Annotated in this window: 19 protein-coding genes; 16 read left to right on the top strand and 3 right to left on the bottom strand. The window is 70.0% G+C overall.

Annotation, left to right across the window (positions count from 1 at the left end):
* Positions 1–7 precede the first annotated feature (7 nt).
* From EDC64_RS00665 to EDC64_RS00650, 4 genes are read left to right on the top strand one after another with little or no spacing between them, the layout of a single operon-like run.
* Positions 8–709: a DUF2793 domain-containing protein gene (locus tag EDC64_RS00665; protein WP_132028564.1), complete on the top strand. Its 702-nt coding sequence runs from the start codon at positions 8–10 to the stop codon at positions 707–709.
* A gap of 23 nt (positions 710–732) precedes the next feature.
* The gene (locus tag EDC64_RS00660; protein ID WP_132028561.1) at positions 733–1,056 is read left to right on the top strand and encodes a spike base protein, RCAP_Rcc01079 family; all 324 of its coding nucleotides are present in this window, start codon (positions 733–735) and stop codon (positions 1,054–1,056) included.
* On the top strand, positions 1,053–1,871 hold the full coding sequence (locus tag EDC64_RS00655; RefSeq protein WP_132028558.1) for a hypothetical protein: 819 nt from the start codon (positions 1,053–1,055) through the stop codon (positions 1,869–1,871). The genes EDC64_RS00660 and EDC64_RS00655 overlap by 4 nt, the downstream gene beginning before the upstream one ends.
* A complete protein-coding gene (locus EDC64_RS00650) occupies positions 1,868–2,110 on the top strand; it encodes a hypothetical protein (protein ID WP_132028555.1) in 243 nt (80 codons plus the stop codon). The genes EDC64_RS00655 and EDC64_RS00650 overlap by 4 nt, the downstream gene beginning before the upstream one ends.
* Here EDC64_RS00650 and EDC64_RS00645 read toward each other — a convergent pair.
* Positions 2,104–2,334 carry a hypothetical protein gene (locus tag EDC64_RS00645; RefSeq protein WP_132028552.1) on the bottom strand — a complete coding sequence of 77 codons (231 nt, stop codon included), beginning with the start codon at positions 2,332–2,334 and terminating at the stop codon, positions 2,104–2,106. The genes EDC64_RS00650 and EDC64_RS00645 overlap by 7 nt on opposite strands.
* A 105-nt stretch (positions 2,335–2,439) precedes the next feature.
* On the opposite strand from EDC64_RS00645, the gene EDC64_RS00640 reads away from it, so the two are divergent.
* The 5 genes from EDC64_RS00640 (at position 2,440) to EDC64_RS00615 (ending at position 6,539) form a co-directional block, all read left to right on the top strand.
* Positions 2,440–3,210: a glycoside hydrolase family 108 protein gene (locus EDC64_RS00640; protein WP_132028549.1), complete on the top strand. Its 771-nt coding sequence runs from the start codon at positions 2,440–2,442 to the stop codon at positions 3,208–3,210.
* Positions 3,207–3,533 (top strand): hypothetical protein, encoded by a 327-nt coding sequence (locus tag EDC64_RS00635; protein ID WP_165933577.1) that lies wholly within the window; start codon positions 3,207–3,209, stop codon positions 3,531–3,533. Before EDC64_RS00640 ends, EDC64_RS00635 begins: the two co-directional genes overlap by 4 nt.
* 249 nt (positions 3,534–3,782) lie before the next feature.
* Positions 3,783–4,454 carry a response regulator transcription factor gene (locus EDC64_RS00625; RefSeq protein ID WP_132028540.1) on the top strand — a complete coding sequence of 224 codons (672 nt, stop codon included), beginning with the start codon at positions 3,783–3,785 and terminating at the stop codon, positions 4,452–4,454.
* A gap of 25 nt (positions 4,455–4,479) precedes the next feature.
* On the top strand, positions 4,480–5,865 hold the full coding sequence (locus EDC64_RS00620) for an ATP-binding protein (protein WP_132028537.1): 1,386 nt from the start codon (positions 4,480–4,482) through the stop codon (positions 5,863–5,865).
* A 242-nt stretch (positions 5,866–6,107) separates the two neighbouring features.
* Positions 6,108–6,539: a hypothetical protein gene (locus EDC64_RS00615; RefSeq protein WP_132028534.1), complete on the top strand. Its 432-nt coding sequence runs from the start codon at positions 6,108–6,110 to the stop codon at positions 6,537–6,539.
* A 7-nt stretch (positions 6,540–6,546) separates the two neighbouring features.
* On the opposite strand, the gene EDC64_RS00610 is transcribed toward EDC64_RS00615, so the two are convergent.
* On the bottom strand, positions 6,547–6,930 hold the full coding sequence (locus EDC64_RS00610) for a YidB family protein (protein ID WP_132028531.1): 384 nt from the start codon (positions 6,928–6,930) through the stop codon (positions 6,547–6,549).
* A gap of 140 nt (positions 6,931–7,070) precedes the next feature.
* On the opposite strand from EDC64_RS00610, the gene ccmI reads away from it, so the two are divergent.
* From ccmI to EDC64_RS00580, 6 genes are all read left to right on the top strand, one after another.
* Entirely contained in the window at positions 7,071–8,189 is a 1,119-nt protein-coding gene (gene ccmI / locus EDC64_RS00605; RefSeq protein ID WP_132028527.1) for a c-type cytochrome biogenesis protein CcmI, read from the top strand.
* A gap of 31 nt (positions 8,190–8,220) precedes the next feature.
* On the top strand, positions 8,221–8,712 hold the full coding sequence (gene ccmE / locus EDC64_RS00600; RefSeq protein WP_132028524.1) for a cytochrome c maturation protein CcmE: 492 nt from the start codon (positions 8,221–8,223) through the stop codon (positions 8,710–8,712).
* Positions 8,709–10,694, top strand: coding sequence for a heme lyase CcmF/NrfE family subunit (locus EDC64_RS00595; protein ID WP_132028521.1), 1,986 nt, complete (start codon positions 8,709–8,711; stop codon positions 10,692–10,694). Before ccmE ends, EDC64_RS00595 begins: the two co-directional genes overlap by 4 nt.
* Positions 10,695–10,766: 72 nt before the next feature.
* Positions 10,767–11,000 carry a hypothetical protein gene (locus EDC64_RS00590; protein ID WP_132028518.1) on the top strand — a complete coding sequence of 78 codons (234 nt, stop codon included), beginning with the start codon at positions 10,767–10,769 and terminating at the stop codon, positions 10,998–11,000.
* Between the two features lie 69 nt (positions 11,001–11,069).
* A complete protein-coding gene (locus EDC64_RS00585) occupies positions 11,070–11,390 on the top strand; it encodes a DUF2335 domain-containing protein (RefSeq protein WP_132028515.1) in 321 nt (106 codons plus the stop codon).
* A gap of 4 nt (positions 11,391–11,394) precedes the next feature.
* Positions 11,395–11,883: a cytochrome c-type biogenesis protein gene (locus tag EDC64_RS00580; RefSeq protein WP_132028512.1), complete on the top strand. Its 489-nt coding sequence runs from the start codon at positions 11,395–11,397 to the stop codon at positions 11,881–11,883.
* 58 nt (positions 11,884–11,941) lie between these two features.
* Here EDC64_RS00580 and EDC64_RS00575 read toward each other — a convergent pair whose 3' ends face one another.
* Positions 11,942–12,979 carry a LacI family DNA-binding transcriptional regulator gene (locus EDC64_RS00575; RefSeq protein ID WP_132028509.1) on the bottom strand — a complete coding sequence of 346 codons (1,038 nt, stop codon included), beginning with the start codon at positions 12,977–12,979 and terminating at the stop codon, positions 11,942–11,944.
* 162 nt (positions 12,980–13,141) lie between these two features.
* On the opposite strand from EDC64_RS00575, the gene EDC64_RS00570 reads away from it, so the two are divergent.
* Positions 13,142–14,074 (top strand): dihydrodipicolinate synthase family protein, encoded by a 933-nt coding sequence (locus EDC64_RS00570; RefSeq protein WP_132028506.1) that lies wholly within the window; start codon positions 13,142–13,144, stop codon positions 14,072–14,074.
* Positions 14,075–14,231 lie beyond the last annotated feature (157 nt).

Below are 14,231 nucleotides of genomic sequence, written 5' to 3'. Positions count from 1 at the left end.
GGTTTCCATGCCCGACGCCACCGCCCGGCTCGGCCTGCCGTATCTCGCCGCCGCGCAGGCGCAGAAGCACGTCACCCACAATGCCGCGCTGCGCCAGCTCGACGCGCTGGCCCAGCTCAGCCTCGAAAGCCTCACGGTGAGCGCGCCGCCCGCCGCGCCGTCCGACGGGCAGTGCTGGTTCGTGCCGGCGGGGGCGAGCGGCGCCTGGGCCGGCCAGTCCGGCCGGATCGCCGCCTATGAGGCCGGGGCGTGGGACTTCTACCCGGTGCGCCCGGGCGTCTGTGCCTATCTCGCGGGGGAAGGCCGGCTGCGGGTGTTCGACGGCACCGCCTTCGTCTCGCCGCTCGCGGCGAGCGCGCACCGCGCGGCCGTGGAGGCGCTGGTGCTGGAGGAGGATGTTCTCCTGTCCGGTGCCCATGTCGACACGGTCCAGGCGATCCCCGCGCGGGCGATCGTGCTCGCGGTTTCGACCCGCACCCTGGCGGCGGTGACCGGCGCGGCCTCCTATGATTGCGGCCTGGCCGGGGAGCCGGCGAAATTCGGCGGCGCGCTCGGCATCGCCGTGGGCGCCTCCAATGTCGGGGTGATCGGCCCCAGCGCCGTCTATGCCCCGACGCCGGTGCGCCTCACCGCCAATGGCGGCGCGTTTTCGGGCGGCCGGGTGCGCGTCGCCGCCCATCTCATCCTCTGCCCCGGACCCGCCGCCTGACGCGGCCCATCAAGGAGATGTCCATGGCCTACCAGTCCGCGCAGGATCCCCTGCGCAGCCTCTCGCCGTCCGCATCCTCGCCGGCGCGGCGGATGCGCGCGATCGTGCCGTCCGACACCGCGGACCTCGCGCCCTACGCCAAGAGCCTGTGGCTCTATGTCCCCGAGGGTGTCGCCGACGGGGTGGGCCGGGTGCGCGTCACCTGCGTCGGCGCGGCGAGCGATGCCGAGACGGTCGACCTGATCGCCCCGCCGGGGCTCCAGCCGCTCCCGCCGGTCCAGATCCGGCGGGTCTGGGCGACCGGCACCACGGCCGGCCTGTCGATCTACGCCCTGAGCGACCGATGACCGGGATCGGCCTCGACATCCCCAGCGCCGCGCTCCTCCGGCGGCGGCACGCCCGCCCGACGCGCGCGGCGCAGACCGCCGCGCTCATCGCCCGGATGGCGGTGCCGCCGCCCCGGGCGGGCGCCATCGACATCCTGGTGCGCGCCCTGATCGCCGCCGGAATCTGGGCCAAGCTCGACGCGCTCTATCTCCTCGCCGCGCACGACGCCCAGGCGGCGCGGCTGAACTGGATCCAGGACGCCTACACGCTCGCGACCCTGAACAGCCCGGCTTTCATCCCAAACCGGGGCTATGTCGGCGACGGCGTCACCCAGGCCCTTTCCACCGGCTTCAACGCCGCGACGGCGGGCGGCCGCTACACCCAGGACAGCGCGTCCTTCGGCGCCTGGTCGCTGACCGAAGCGGTGGAATTCACGGCGCTCATCGGCGCGGATTCCGGGCCGCCGTTGCGGCTGGCCTATATCTTCCCGCTGCCCTACGCATTTCTGGCCATGGTGGGGGTCAATTGCGGCGAGCAGACCTACACCGACAATTCGACCTCGCTCGGCCTGTTCGCGGCGTCCCGGACCGGGCCCGCGGGCTTCACCACCTATCGGAACGCGACGGTCTTCGCCGTCACGAGCCTCGCCTCCGTCGAACCGCCGAACGCCCCCTTCTACCTGATGGGCCAATCCCGCAACGGCGGTGTCGACCCGGCGCACCCGACGTCCCGCACCATCGCCATGGGCTTTATCGGGGCGGGCCTGACCGGACAGGAGATGGCGGACCTGCACGCGGCGACGCAGACCTATCTGACCGAAGTGGGGGCGCTATGACCGGGCTGTTCATTCTCCTCGACGCGGCGACTGCCGATGCGGTTCGCGGCCCGGGCGCGACGGACGCCGTGCTCGCCCCCGTCCCGCTGGCCGATGGCCTGACATGGGCGCTGCCGGTGGCGGTGCTCGCGGATCCCGCGCACGCGGCGCATCACGCGCGCCTGGCCGGCTGCCCGCAGCGCGCCGTGGCGGCGCAGGACTGGCCCACCGCCGCCGGTCCCGCGTCCCCCGATCAATAGATGTCGATCCAGGGCGGACATTCCTGCCGGGCCGTATGATAGGTCACCTTCTGAAAGTGGACGCCGGTGAAGTAATAGCAGTCGATCTCGTCCTGGCGCTTCTCCCAGCTCATGATCGCGCGCAACGGAACGTACATTCCCAGCGAATTGACCTGCAGATAGAAGACGAACGTCAGTAAAATAAGGACAAAAATCAGGAAGATCCGCCCCAGGATCCGTTCCATTCAAAGTCCTCGCATTGAACCGCGCGCCGACGGCGTCGTGCAACCTGAGCGCGGCGCGCCACGGCGAAACACCGCTTTCCGACCCCCGAACCATAGGAGAGGGCAATGACAGCGTCCAGCTACGGCGCGGCGCTCGCGCGCGTGCTGCGCCACGAGGGCGGCTATTCCAACCACCCCGCCGATCCCGGTGGCCCCACCAATAAGGGCGTGATCCAGCGCGTCTACGACGCCCACCGGGCGCGCCGGGGACTGTCCCCGCGCTCGGTGAAGCTGATCGAGGAGGCCGAACTTCAGGCGATCTACCGCACCCAGTATTGGGACGCGGTGCGCGGCGACGACCTGCCGGCCGGCCTCGATTATGCGGTGTTCGACGCCGCGGTGAATTCCGGGCCGGTCCAGGCCGCCAAATGGCTCCAGCGGGCGCTGGGCCTTGCGGCCGACGGCCAGATCGGCGCCGTCACTCTGTCGGCGGCGCAGGCGGCGCTTGATCGCGGCGCGGTGGTGGAAGCGCTGTGCGACCAGCGGCTCGCCATGTTGCGCGGGCTGCGCACCTGGCCGGTCTTCGGCAAAGGATGGGCCGCGCGCGTCGCCGATGTGCGGCGCGATGCCGGTGCGCTTGCGCGCGGCGTTCCGCTGCTCCCGGCGGACTCGGAGGGGGGCGCGACGGCGGGTGCGCGTGCGGCTCCGTCCGACCAGGCGCTCGCCACCATCGCTCGCACGCCCGAAGCCGTTGCGGGCGGCATCGCGGTCGCCGGAGCGCTGGTCAATGCGGCGTCGGCTCCGGGTCCGCTGCAATGGGCGCTTGCTGCCGCGATCCTTGCCGCTCTCGCGATCGGGGGATGGCGCTTCGTCGTCCGGCAGAGGGCGGCGGCATGAGCCTGCACGATTTCGTCGTCTATGCCGTGCCCTGGTGGATCCAGGCGGCGGCCGGCGCCGGATTGATCGGCACCGGTCTGGTTTTCGCCGCGCGGCTGCTCGGCATGCGGGCCGCGCTCAAGCTCGCAATGGCGGCCGGCGCGCTCCTGCTCGCGCTCGCGGCGGGGCGGCGCGCGCGCCAGAGGGGATGGAACGACCGCCAGGCGAAGGAGAAAGAAGATGCGAACCGGGCGATTTCCGTGGCGCGCCGCGCGCGTGCCGCTGCTGATGCCGATTCTGGTGCTGGCCGGCTGCGCGACGATGACGGCTTCCGGCGGGACTGACGTGTTCTGTGCCGCGGCCGCGCCGATCCGCTGGTCGGCGGCCGACAGCGACGACACGATCCGCCAGGCCAAGGCACACAATGCCGCGGGCCGCACGCTCTGCGGCTGGCGGTAAGGCAAGCGCGGACCGTGACGTGCGGAACGCGACGTGCCAAACGTGACGTGCAAAACGTGACGTGCGAAACGTGACGCTCGCGCCGTCTTCTGGCAATGTCGGGCTCGGCTTGAAAACGGAGTGCAACAGGCATCGTGCGGCTCCTTGTGGTTGAAGACGATCCGGACCTGAATCGGCAGCTGGTGACGGCGCTGGGGGAGGCCGGCTATGCGGTCGATACGGCGTTCGACGGCGACGAGGGTTTGTTTCTCGGGGACACCGAACCTTACGACGCGGTCATCCTCGACATCGGGCTGCCGAAGGTCGACGGGATCTCGGTGCTCGAAAGCTGGCGCCGGGCGCGGCGGACCATGCCGGTCCTGATCCTCACCGCGCGCGACCGCTGGAGCGACAAGGTGCAGGGCTTCGATGCCGGCGCCGACGATTACGTGACCAAGCCGTTCCACATGGAGGAAGTGCTGGCGCGCCTGCGCGCCTTGCTGCGCCGCGCCACCGGCCATGCCAGCAGCGAACTGGTCTGCGGTCCGGTGCGTCTCGACACCCGCTCGGGCCGCGTCTCGGTGAGCGGCAGCTCGGTGAAGCTGACCAGCCACGAATATCGGCTGCTCGCCTATCTCATGCATCATGCCGGCCGCGTGGTGTCGCGCGGAGAACTGGTCGAGCATCTCTACGATCAGGATTTCGACCGCGATTCGAATACGATCGAGGTGTTCGTCGGGCGGCTGCGCAAGAAGATCGATCCCGATCTGATCCAGACCGTCCGCGGCCTCGGCTATCTCATCGCGCCTCCGGAGGCGCCGCGATGAGGGCGCCCGTCGTCCAGCGCTAGACATGCGGGCGCAGCTCGGCACGGGTTCGCTGGCCTTCCGCCTGTTCCTTTCGGGCGTGGTCGTCACCGCGGCGGTGCTGCTGGTGATCGGCTTCGTCCTGTCCTCGCTGTACCGGACCGGCACCGAGCGCGCCTTCGACCGCCGGCTGGAAATCTATCTCAAAACCATCGTCGCGGAGGTCGCCGGCAACGGGCCGGGTGCCGAGCTGCCCGCCCCCCAGGCGCTCGGGGAGCCGCTGTTCCTGTTTCCCATGTCGGGCTGGTATTGGCAGGTCGCCCGCACGGACCCGGACACGCCGCGCAACCGCGTCTCGCGGTCGCTGGTGGATACCGCTTTGCCGCTGCTCGAAGCCTCCGGCCTGCCGGATGCCGGCGGGATCCGGCAGGGTTACATCATCGGGCCGGAGGGGCAGCGCCTGCGCGCGGTGCAGCGCGCGCTCGATCTCGGCACCGATGGGCGCTTCGTCGTCACCGTCGCCGGGGACGCGTCCGAGATCGACGGCGAGATTGCGAGCTTCAATCTCGCTCTGGTCGGCACCTTCGCGGTTCTCGGCCTCGCCTTTCTTCTGATCGTGCTGTTCCAGATCCGCTTCGGGCTTCGTCCGCTGGAGCGCCTGTCGCGCGACCTCGCCGATGTGCGGTCCGGCAAGGCCGAGACGCTGGACGAGGACTATCCCGAAGAGGTCGGCCCCCTGGTGCGCGAGGTCAACGGCTTGATCGAGGCGAACCGGGAGGTGGTGGAGCGCGCTCGGACCCATGTCGGCAATCTCGCCCATGCCCTGAAGACACCTTTGTCGGTGCTGCTCAACGAGGCCGGGACGCGCGACGATCCTTTGGCGCAGCGGGTGCGCGATCAGGCCGGCGTGATGCGCGATCAGGTGGCGCACCATCTCGAACGGGCGCGGCTGGCGGCCCGCGTGTCGATGCCGGTGACGGTGTGCGACCTCCACCCTCTGCTGCTCGCCATGGCGCGCACCATGGAGAAGATGCACCGCGCGCGGGACCTCGCCATCGACATACGCTGCCCGGAAGACGTTCAGTTCCGCGGCGAGCGGCAGGACATCGAGGAAATGGTGGGCAACCTCATCGACAATGCCTGCAAATGGGCGCACGGCCAGGTCGAGGTGGAAGTCTTCACCGCGCCCCCGGCCCAGCCGTTCGACCGCGGATTCCTGCGCATCGTCATCGACGATGACGGTCCCGGCCTCGCCCCCGCCAAACGCGAAGAGGTGGGGCGCCGCGGCCGCCGCCTCGACGAATCCAAGCCGGGTTCGGGGCTCGGCCTGTCGATCGTCCAGGAACTCGCCACCCTCTATGGCGGCCAGCTCGAACTCGGCACCGCGCCGATCGGCGGCCTGCGGGCCGAACTCTTTCTGCCGGCGGCTTAGAGTCCGATCCGATCGGGTTGCGATGCACGCGGATCGGCGCGGGCGCGCGGTGCCGCTTCGCTCCTGGCGAACATGCGCGGAGACTCCGATCGGACCCACGGCGCCGGGACGGTATCTTTCCCCGCATGACGGGTCCCGATGCAGGGTCGAACGGACGCAAGGGCATCTTGCCCTCTTGCGCGCGCCCGGCTTTGCCGCCAATCCTCCGGACAGGCGCGGCGCCGTCGCGCGGGGGATGGGTCATGCTCGCGGTTCGGCTGGTTGTCGTCGCTCTGGTCTGCGCTGCGCTCGGCGCGTGCGTCACCATCGGCGGGCAGCCCGGCGCCCGGGGGACCGGGACGACCAATGCCGCGCTCCCGCCTCCCGTCGCGCAGGGCGGCGTCCTGAACAATGCCATCGGCGCGAATCTGGACGAAGCGGACCGCCGCCGCGCGGTCGCCGCCGAGATCGCGGCTTTGGAAGAGGGCGGACCGGGCACGCCGGTCGGCTGGCGCGGCGACAACGGGGTCTATGGCACGGTCATCGCCGGCCCGGCCTATTCGCGCGCGGGCTTCGTGCGCTGCCGCGACTTCACCCACACGATTTTCGTGCAGAACCGGCCCCAGCTCGCGCGCGGCGCCGCCTGCCGCGCGCCGGAAGGCGGCTGGACGGTGGTCAGGACCGACACCGTCTGAGGGACGCTCAGGCCGGCGGCAGTTCGATGACGCCGTTCGGGCTGAGCTTGTCCACCGCGAGGGGCAGATATTGCGCGATCAGCCCCGGCAGCATGGTCGGCGGCACGCCGAGCGCGCCGGCGAGGTCGCCCAGGGTCATCGGGTCGATCACTTCCATGATCTGCTCGGCGGTGAGCGGAAGGTTCGCACCCGCGCCGAGCCAGGACTCGACTTCGGCGCCGAAGCCCGCCTCGCGGAACCGCTCCAGGAGACCGTCGAGATCGCCATAGGGGCTGGCCGCCAGCGCCGCGGAGAGGCGGGCCGGCACTTGGCTGGACAGGGCGGAGGCCAGGAAGCCGGAAAATGCGCCGCCTTTGCCGAGTGCGGCGCCGAGATGGTCGAACAGGGCCATGCGCCCTCCAGGTTTGAGACAGGTCAATATATCAGATCGCGGTCCGTTCGATCACGGCTCGGAGAGGCGGGCGCGTCAAGCCGTCCCGCGACGGAAAGCAGCCTTTGCTTTGCCGGCGTCCTCCGCTAACGGCTTGGGACATGATATCCGCTCCGCTTTTCGCGGCCTTCGCGTTCATGACCGCCCTCGCGGTGATGGCGGTGCTTTGGCCGTTGAGCCGGCAGCGCACCGAACGCGCGGCGCGCGAGGCGGACCTTGCGGTCTATCGCGACCAATTGGCCGAACTCGACCGCGACGCGGCTTCCGGCCGCCTCCCGCCGGAACAGGCCGAGGCGGCGCGCCTCGAAGTGGCCCGGCGCCTTCTGTCGGCCGACACCGCGCCGGCGGCCGCAGGGGCAAGCACCGCCGGGCGCCGGCGCGTGGCCGCGCTCGCCGCCCTGGTGCTCATTCCGGCCTTCGGCGCCGGCCTCTATGCCGCCCTCGGCACGCCAAGCGTGCCGGGCATGCCGCTCGCCGCCCGGCTGTCCGCGCCGCCGGACGGGTCCGACGTCGCGATCCTGGTGCGGCGGGTGGAGGATCATCTCGCCGCCAACCCGCAGGACGGGCGCGGCTACGAAATTCTCGCGCCGGTTTATCTCAAGCTCGGCCGGCCGGACGATGCGGTCCGCGCTTATGCGCAGGCGGCGCGCCTGCTCGGCGCGACCGCCGAACGGCAGGCGGCGCTGGGCGAGGCGATGGTGGTCCGCTCCGAGGGCGTCGTGACGCAGGACGCCGTCCGCGCCTTCCAGGCCGCGCTCGCCCTCGATCCCACCTTGCCGCGGGCGCGCTATTTTCTCGGCCTCGCCGCCGAGCAGGACGGCCGCCGCCAAGATGCCGCCGACATTTGGGGCCAGATGCTGCGCGAGGCGCCGCCGAACGCGCCCTGGGCCGGCATCGTGCGCGCCGGTCTCGCCCGGATCGGTGCGCCGGCGCCCGCCACACCGGGGCCGAGCGCGGAGGATGTCGCCGCCGCGGCCGCGTTGAGCAGCGCGGAGCGCGGCGCCATGATCCAAGGCATGGTGGAGCGGCTGGAAACCCGGCTCAAGAGCGAGCCGAAGGATCTCGACGGCTGGCTGCGCCTCGCCCGGGCGTGGCGCGTGCTGGGCGATGCGGAAAAGGCGCGCGGCGCGCTCGATACGGCGCGCGCGACGTTTGTCGGCGATGCCGCGGCGCAGGCGCGGATCGAGGCCGTGGCGAAGGAATTGGGAGTGGGCGGATGAAACCCGGCCGGACGGAAAGGCAGGCAAGAGAGTGACACGCAAAGGCCGCCGCCTCGTCCTGATCGGTGCCGCGCTGGGCGTGCTCGGGCTCGCCGCCGGACTGATCCTGACCGCCCTCAACGATACGATCGTGTTCTTCCGCACCCCGACCGAGGTCGCGCAGCGCCAGGTCGCGCCCGGCGAGCGGCTGCGCCTCGGCGGGCTGGTCGAGGCCGGCAGCCTGGTCAAAGAGGGGCCGAACGTCCGCTTCGTCGTCACCGACGGCGCCGCGCGGGTGAATGTCGCCTATTCCGGCATGCTGCCGGACCTGTTCCGCGAGGGGCAGGGGGTGGTCACCGAGGGCGCCCTGCGGCCGGACGGCACCTTCTCCGCCGACACCGTGCTCGCCAAGCATGACGAGCGCTATATGCCGCGCGAGGTCGCGGACACGCTGAAGAAGAGCGGCCATTGGATGGAAGACGCGCAGAATGCGCGGGCGGGCGCCGCCGTCCCGGTCTCGGCGGGCGGGAGCGTGGCCCGGTGATCGCCGAACTCGGGCATTATGCCCTGATCCTCGCGCTCGCGCTCGCGCTGGTCCAGACCGTGGTCCCCGCCTGGGGGGCGGCCAAGGGCGACGCGACGCTGATGGGGGTCGCCTCGCCGGTGGCGATCACCCTTTTCGCCTTCCTGAGCCTCGCCTTCGCGGCGCTGGTGGCGCTGTATCTCGCGTCCGACTTCTCGGTCGTCAACGTGGTCGACAATTCGCACTCGCGCATGCCGACCATCTACAAGATCACCTCGACCTGGGGAAACCACGAGGGCTCGATGCTCCTGTGGGTCCTCGTGCTCGGCGTGTTCGGCGCCCTGGTGGCGCTGTTCGGCGGCAATCTGCCGGACCGGCTGAAGGCCAATGTGCTCGCCGTCCAGGGCTCGATCGCCACCGCCTTCCTGCTGTTCATCCTGTTCACGTCCAATCCCTTCCAGCGTCTGGTGCCGGCTCCGGCCGAGGGCGCCGACCTCAATCCGGTGCTCCAGGATCCCGGTCTCGCGATCCACCCGCCGCTGCTTTATCTCGGCTATGTCGGCCTCTCGATCTCCTTCGCCTTCGCCATGGCGGCGCTGATCGAGGGACGGATCGACGCCGCCTGGGCGCGCTGGGTGCGGCCCTGGACGCTGGCCGCCTGGATCTTCCTCACGCTCGGCATCGCGATGGGCTCCTATTGGGCCTATTACGAACTCGGCTGGGGCGGCTGGTGGTTCTGGGACCCGGTGGAGAACGCCTCCCTGATGCCCTGGCTCGCCGCGACCGCGCTGCTGCATTCGGCGGTGGTGATGGAGAAGCGCGACGCGCTGAAGGTGTGGACCATCCTCCTCGCCATTCTCGCCTTCTCGCTGTCGCTGATCGGCACCTTCCTGGTGCGCTCGGGCGTGCTGACCTCGGTGCATGCCTTCGCGACCGATCCGACGCGCGGCGTCTTCATCCTCGCCATTCTCGCTTTCTTCGTCGGCGGCGGCCTGTTCCTGTTCGCCTTGCGGGCCGGCACGCTGCGCCAGGGCGGCCTGTTCGCGCCGGTGTCCCGCGAAGGCGCGCTGGTGCTCAACAATCTCTTCCTCACCGCCGCCACCGCCGCGGTCTTCGTCGGCACGCTCTATCCGCTGGCGCTCGAGGCCGTCACCGGCGACAAGATCACGGTCGGCCCGCCTTTCTTCAACCTGACCTTCGGCGGCCTGATGCTGCCGCTCGTCCTCGCCGTGCCGTTCGGGCCGATGCTCGCCTGGAAGCGCGGCGACCTGATGGGCGTCGCCCAGCGCCTGACTTTGGCCGCCGGCTTCGCCGTGGTGGCCGCCGTGGTCACGGCGGCGGCGGAAGAAGGCGGCCCGGTCCTGGCGCCGGTGGTGCTCGCCATCGCGGTGTTCGTGATCATCGGCGCGCTGACCGACATCGCCGAGCGTGCCGGCATCGGTCGGCTGCCCGCGCGGGTGTCGCTGGCGCGGCTCTCGGGCCTGCCGCGCTCCGCCTTCGGCACCGCGATCGCCCATATCGGCGTCGGCATCTGCCTCATCGGCATCGTGTGCGAAAGCAGTTGGAGCCTCGAGAAGATTGCCGGCCTCCGGCTCGGCGACCAGATGCAGATCGGCACCCGGACTCTGACGCTCGACCGGCTCGAAAATCGCACCGGGCCGAATTTCAGCGCCCGCGTGGCGGTGTTCTCGATCCGCTCCGGCGGGGTCGAGCAGGGCACGATCGAGGCGGCGAAGCGGCTGTTCACCGCGCGCCAGTCCGCCACGACGGAATCCGGCATCCGCACCTTCGGCTTCAGCCAGCTCTATGTCGCCGCGGGCGACGAGGCGCCGGACGGCCTGCTCGCGGTGCGCGCGACCTGGAAGCCGCTGGTCACGCTGATCTGGCTCGGCGCCGTGGTGATGGCGCTCGGCGGTCTGCTTTCCCTCGCCGACCGGCGCCTCAGGGTCGGCGCGCCCAAGCCCGCCCGCCGCCGCGCCCCGTCCGCGGTGCCGGCGGAGTGAAACGGGTGCGCCGACCGGATCCATCGTCCGGACGTTCAATTTCTTGACGTTAACGTCAGGCAGACTGTATCGATGGTCGTGGAGATCGAGGCGATGAAGGGCTCACAGGATTTCGCCGGGCGAACCTTGCGCAAGACCGTGGCGCGCTTCGGATCATTGCTGAGCCTGTCGGCGCCGCATCGGCTCGAATTCGCACGACCGCGATCCGCTGCGGACGCCCTGCACCAGGACTGGCAGCGCCTCGGTGCCGACATGCGGCGCGCCGTCGAGGTCGTGACACGTGAAAAAGCACGCGCCAAGAGGTAACAAGCGCGCAGCTCACCGGAGCCGGACCAGGCGGAAGAGGCGTCCGACCCTCCGATCGGCGCGCGGGTCATGGCCGAATGGTCTGGTCCGCTCCCGCCTCCCGCAATTCTGGAGAATTACGATCACTTGGTGAAGGACGGTGCGGAGCGCATCTTTCGTCAGTTTGAGGAGGAGGCTCGCCATCGCCGGTCGGTGGAGGATGCCTCGATGCGGGAGATGGTGCGGGAAAACAGGGTCGCGCAGGGGCTCGCCGGCGGCTTTGCATTCAGCGCACTGGCTTTGTCGGCCTGGGCTCTTCACTTGGGGTTTCCCGCGTTTGCCACCGTCGTGGCGGGAACGACGCTGATCGGGGTCGTAACCGTGTTTCTCACCCAGCACCGCAAGCGATAATCCGATGTCCATTCGGTCTCGATGTCGGGCGGCCTGTGCCGCCGCCGTGCTGCTCCTGGCGGCGCTTCCGGCCCTGGCGGTGCAGCCGGACGAGGTGCTGCCCGATCCGGTCCTGGAGGAGCGGGCGCGGGATCTGTCGCGCGAATTGCGCTGCATGGTCTGCCAGAATCAATCGATCGACGACAGCGACGCGCCGCTCGCCCGCGACCTGCGGCTGCTGGTGCGCGAGCGGCTCCAGGCCGGCGACAGCGACCGCCAGGTGCTCGACTATCTGGTTTCGCGCTATGGCGAATTCGTGCTGATGCGCCCGGTCTTTTCCTGGCGCAACGCGCTGCTGTGGGGGGCGCCGGTCCTGTTCCTGGTGCTGGGCGGAGCGGTGGCCTGGGCGGGGATGCGGCGGCGTGAGGCCGCTCCGCCCGCCCGATTGAGCGCGGAGGAGGAAGCGCGCGTCGCGCGGCTCCTCGCCGGAAGCCGAGACGACACGGCGCCCTGACCGCGCCAACCCTCCCGCGTCTTCGTGCTCCACGCGCGTTCGCGCCGCGCGCGTCCCGTCAGCCGGCCGGCTTCGGCGGGGCGGTCGAGCGGCGGGGGATGAGCGTCGGCATCGCCATGCGCATGCGGGCGCTTTCCGTCGGCGCGCCGTGCATCAGAAGATCGAGCGCGGCGGCGGCGATCTGGTCGAACGGCACCCGCACGGTGGTGAGTGCGGTGGGCAGGCGGCTGACGATCGGGATGTCGTTATAGCCCACCAGCGACATGTCGGCCGGGACCCGCAGCCCCCGGCGCGTGAGCGCCGACAGCGCGCCGATCGCGGTGTTGTCATTGACCGCGAAAATGGCGGTGGGCGGCACGGCGAGCTGCATCAGCCGTTCGGCCGAATCGGCGCCGGAATCGATGCCGAACGTCGAACCGACGACCAGGTCCGCGTCGACATCTGCTCCGCCTTCCACCAAAGCCTGGCGATAGCCTTCGACCCGCGCCCGGCTGCTGGAGGCATAGCTCGGACCGGCGATGATGCCGATGCGGCGATGCCCGAGGTCCAGCAGATGGCGCGCGGCGAGATAGCCGCCGAGCCGGTCGTCACCCACCGAGGACAGGCTCTTGCCGTCGCTGCGCAGCGCCAGCACGAACGGCACGCCGCGCTCCGCGAGTTCGCCGGGAAAATCGTCATCCTCGCGGGCGGTGGAAAGAATCAGCCCGTCCACCCCCCTTTGAAGCAGGGTCTTTGCCGCGGCACGGTCGGCGCGCGGTTCGTCGTCGGTCGTGGCGACGATGGCGAACAGGCCGGATTTCCCACAGGCGCGCGCCAGCGCCTCGTAGAGCATGGCCATGACCGTGTCCGTGAGGCGCGGCACGATCACCCCGATCGTGTTGGTCTGCCCCCGCCTCAGGCTGGCGGCCGAAACGTCGCGGACATAACCGAGCCGGGCAGCGACCTGCCGGACGCGCAGCGCGGTCTCGCTCTCGGAGCGCGGGAGGCGTTCGTCGAGAATGCGCGACACCGTCGACTTCGAGACGCCCGCCGCCGCCGCGACGTCGTGAATCGTGATGCGGGCCTGCCGCTCCGGAGTGTCGTCGTCCTGGAACACGTTGTTCGCTCCCTGCCGAGACACACTTAAAAGATTGACAGGGGGAATGCACAAGGACAATTATGGGAACGTTCCCGCTAACGATCCAAAGCAGGGCTGCGGATCGTCCTCGGCGGACCGGTCACAACGGGTCGGAACATTTCCCAAGGAAGGAAAGACACCATGGCTATCGACTGGAAGGGTCTCAATCCCGCCCCCGTCACGCTCTTCAAGGACAATGGCGACGTCGATTTCGACGGCAATGCGCGCCTCGCCAAATGGCTGGCCGCCATTCCGGGCGTGAAGAGCCTGGTCATTCTCGGGCATGCCGGGGAGGGCACCTTCCTCACCCATGACGAGCAGCTCGAGCTGATTCGCGTCTATAAGGATGCGACGCCGCTGCCCGTGGTCGCGGGTATTACCGGCGAAGGGACCAGGGTCGCCGAGATCGAGGCCCAGAAGAAGATCGACGCCGGCGCGAGCGCCGCGCTCGTCTATCCGAACCATGGCTGGCTGCGCTTCGGCTACCAGAAGGGCGCGCCGCAGGATCGCTACAAGGCGGTGGCGCAGTCCGGCCTCGAATGCATCCTGTTCCAGTACCCGGCCGTGACCAAGGCGAATTACGACCTCGCCACCCAGCTCGAAATCGCCGCGCTTCCCGGCGTCACCGCCACCAAGAACGGCGTGCGCGACATGAAGCGCTGGTACGACGAAATCCCGGCGCTGAAGAACGCTTTCCCGGACCTCGCCATCATGTCCTGCCACGACGAGTGGCTGCTGCCCACAATGTTCGATGTCGACGGCCTGCTGGTCGGCTACGGCAACATGGCGCCCGAACTGCTGATCGCGTTCCTGAACGCCGGCAAGGCGCAGGACTACACCCTTGCGCGCAAGTATCACGATCAGCTTCTGCCCTTGACCCGGGCGGTCTACCATCGCGGCTCGCACATGGAAGGGACCGTCGCGCTCAAGCATGCGCTGCGCGCGCGCGGCCTGATCGACAATGTCAATATCCGCGAGCCTTTGAAGCCGCTCGGCGATGCCGCCGATGCGGAAATCCGGGCTGCCGTGAAGGCCTCGGGCCTCGCCGGGCTCGAAACCGCCCTCGCGGCGTGATCGGATAGGACCGCCTCCGGGGCGGTCCGGGCGACGACGCCTTTTCCGGGCCGCTTCGGCGGCCCGGATCGGGTGTCGCGGGCGGACCGCCGTTTCTTGTGTCCATGCAATAACAAAATGACTTTCGCCGACCGAACCAAAATGGCGGCGAGTGGAG

This window comes from Aquabacter spiritensis, assembly GCF_004346185.1.
Taxonomy (GTDB): Bacteria; Pseudomonadota; Alphaproteobacteria; order Rhizobiales; family Xanthobacteraceae; genus Aquabacter; species Aquabacter spiritensis.
Note: the sequence above shows the minus strand (reverse complement) of the source record. Positions and strands in the feature narration are given on the sequence as shown.

Bases quoted from the DNA above. Each gene is read 5' to 3' on its own strand.
- EDC64_RS00655 (WP_132028558.1), top strand. From the start codon at position 1,053: ATGACCGGGATCGGCCTCGACATCCCCAGCGCCGCGCTCCTCCGGCGG.
- EDC64_RS00620 (WP_132028537.1), top strand. From the start codon at position 4,480: ATGCGGGCGCAGCTCGGCACGGGTTCGCTGGCCTTCCGCCTGTTCCTT.
- EDC64_RS00570 (WP_132028506.1), top strand. From the start codon at position 13,142: ATGGCTATCGACTGGAAGGGTCTCAATCCCGCCCCCGTCACGCTCTTC.
- EDC64_RS00660 (WP_132028561.1), top strand. From the start codon at position 733: ATGGCCTACCAGTCCGCGCAGGATCCCCTGCGCAGCCTCTCGCCGTCC.
- EDC64_RS00590 (WP_132028518.1), top strand. From the start codon at position 10,767: ATGGTCGTGGAGATCGAGGCGATGAAGGGCTCACAGGATTTCGCCGGG.
- EDC64_RS00635 (WP_165933577.1), top strand. From the start codon at position 3,207: ATGAGCCTGCACGATTTCGTCGTCTATGCCGTGCCCTGGTGGATCCAG.
- EDC64_RS00580 (WP_132028512.1), top strand. From the start codon at position 11,395: ATGTCCATTCGGTCTCGATGTCGGGCGGCCTGTGCCGCCGCCGTGCTG.
- EDC64_RS00665 (WP_132028564.1), top strand. From the start codon at position 8: ATGCCCGACGCCACCGCCCGGCTCGGCCTGCCGTATCTCGCCGCCGCG.
- EDC64_RS00610 (WP_132028531.1), bottom strand. From the start codon at position 6,930: ATGGCCCTGTTCGACCATCTCGGCGCCGCACTCGGCAAAGGCGGCGCA.
- EDC64_RS00615 (WP_132028534.1), top strand. From the start codon at position 6,108: ATGCTCGCGGTTCGGCTGGTTGTCGTCGCTCTGGTCTGCGCTGCGCTC.
- EDC64_RS00650 (WP_132028555.1), top strand. From the start codon at position 1,868: ATGACCGGGCTGTTCATTCTCCTCGACGCGGCGACTGCCGATGCGGTT.
- ccmI (WP_132028527.1), top strand. From the start codon at position 7,071: ATGATATCCGCTCCGCTTTTCGCGGCCTTCGCGTTCATGACCGCCCTC.
- EDC64_RS00640 (WP_132028549.1), top strand. From the start codon at position 2,440: ATGACAGCGTCCAGCTACGGCGCGGCGCTCGCGCGCGTGCTGCGCCAC.
- EDC64_RS00585 (WP_132028515.1), top strand. From the start codon at position 11,070: ATGGCCGAATGGTCTGGTCCGCTCCCGCCTCCCGCAATTCTGGAGAAT.
- EDC64_RS00645 (WP_132028552.1), bottom strand. From the start codon at position 2,334: ATGGAACGGATCCTGGGGCGGATCTTCCTGATTTTTGTCCTTATTTTA.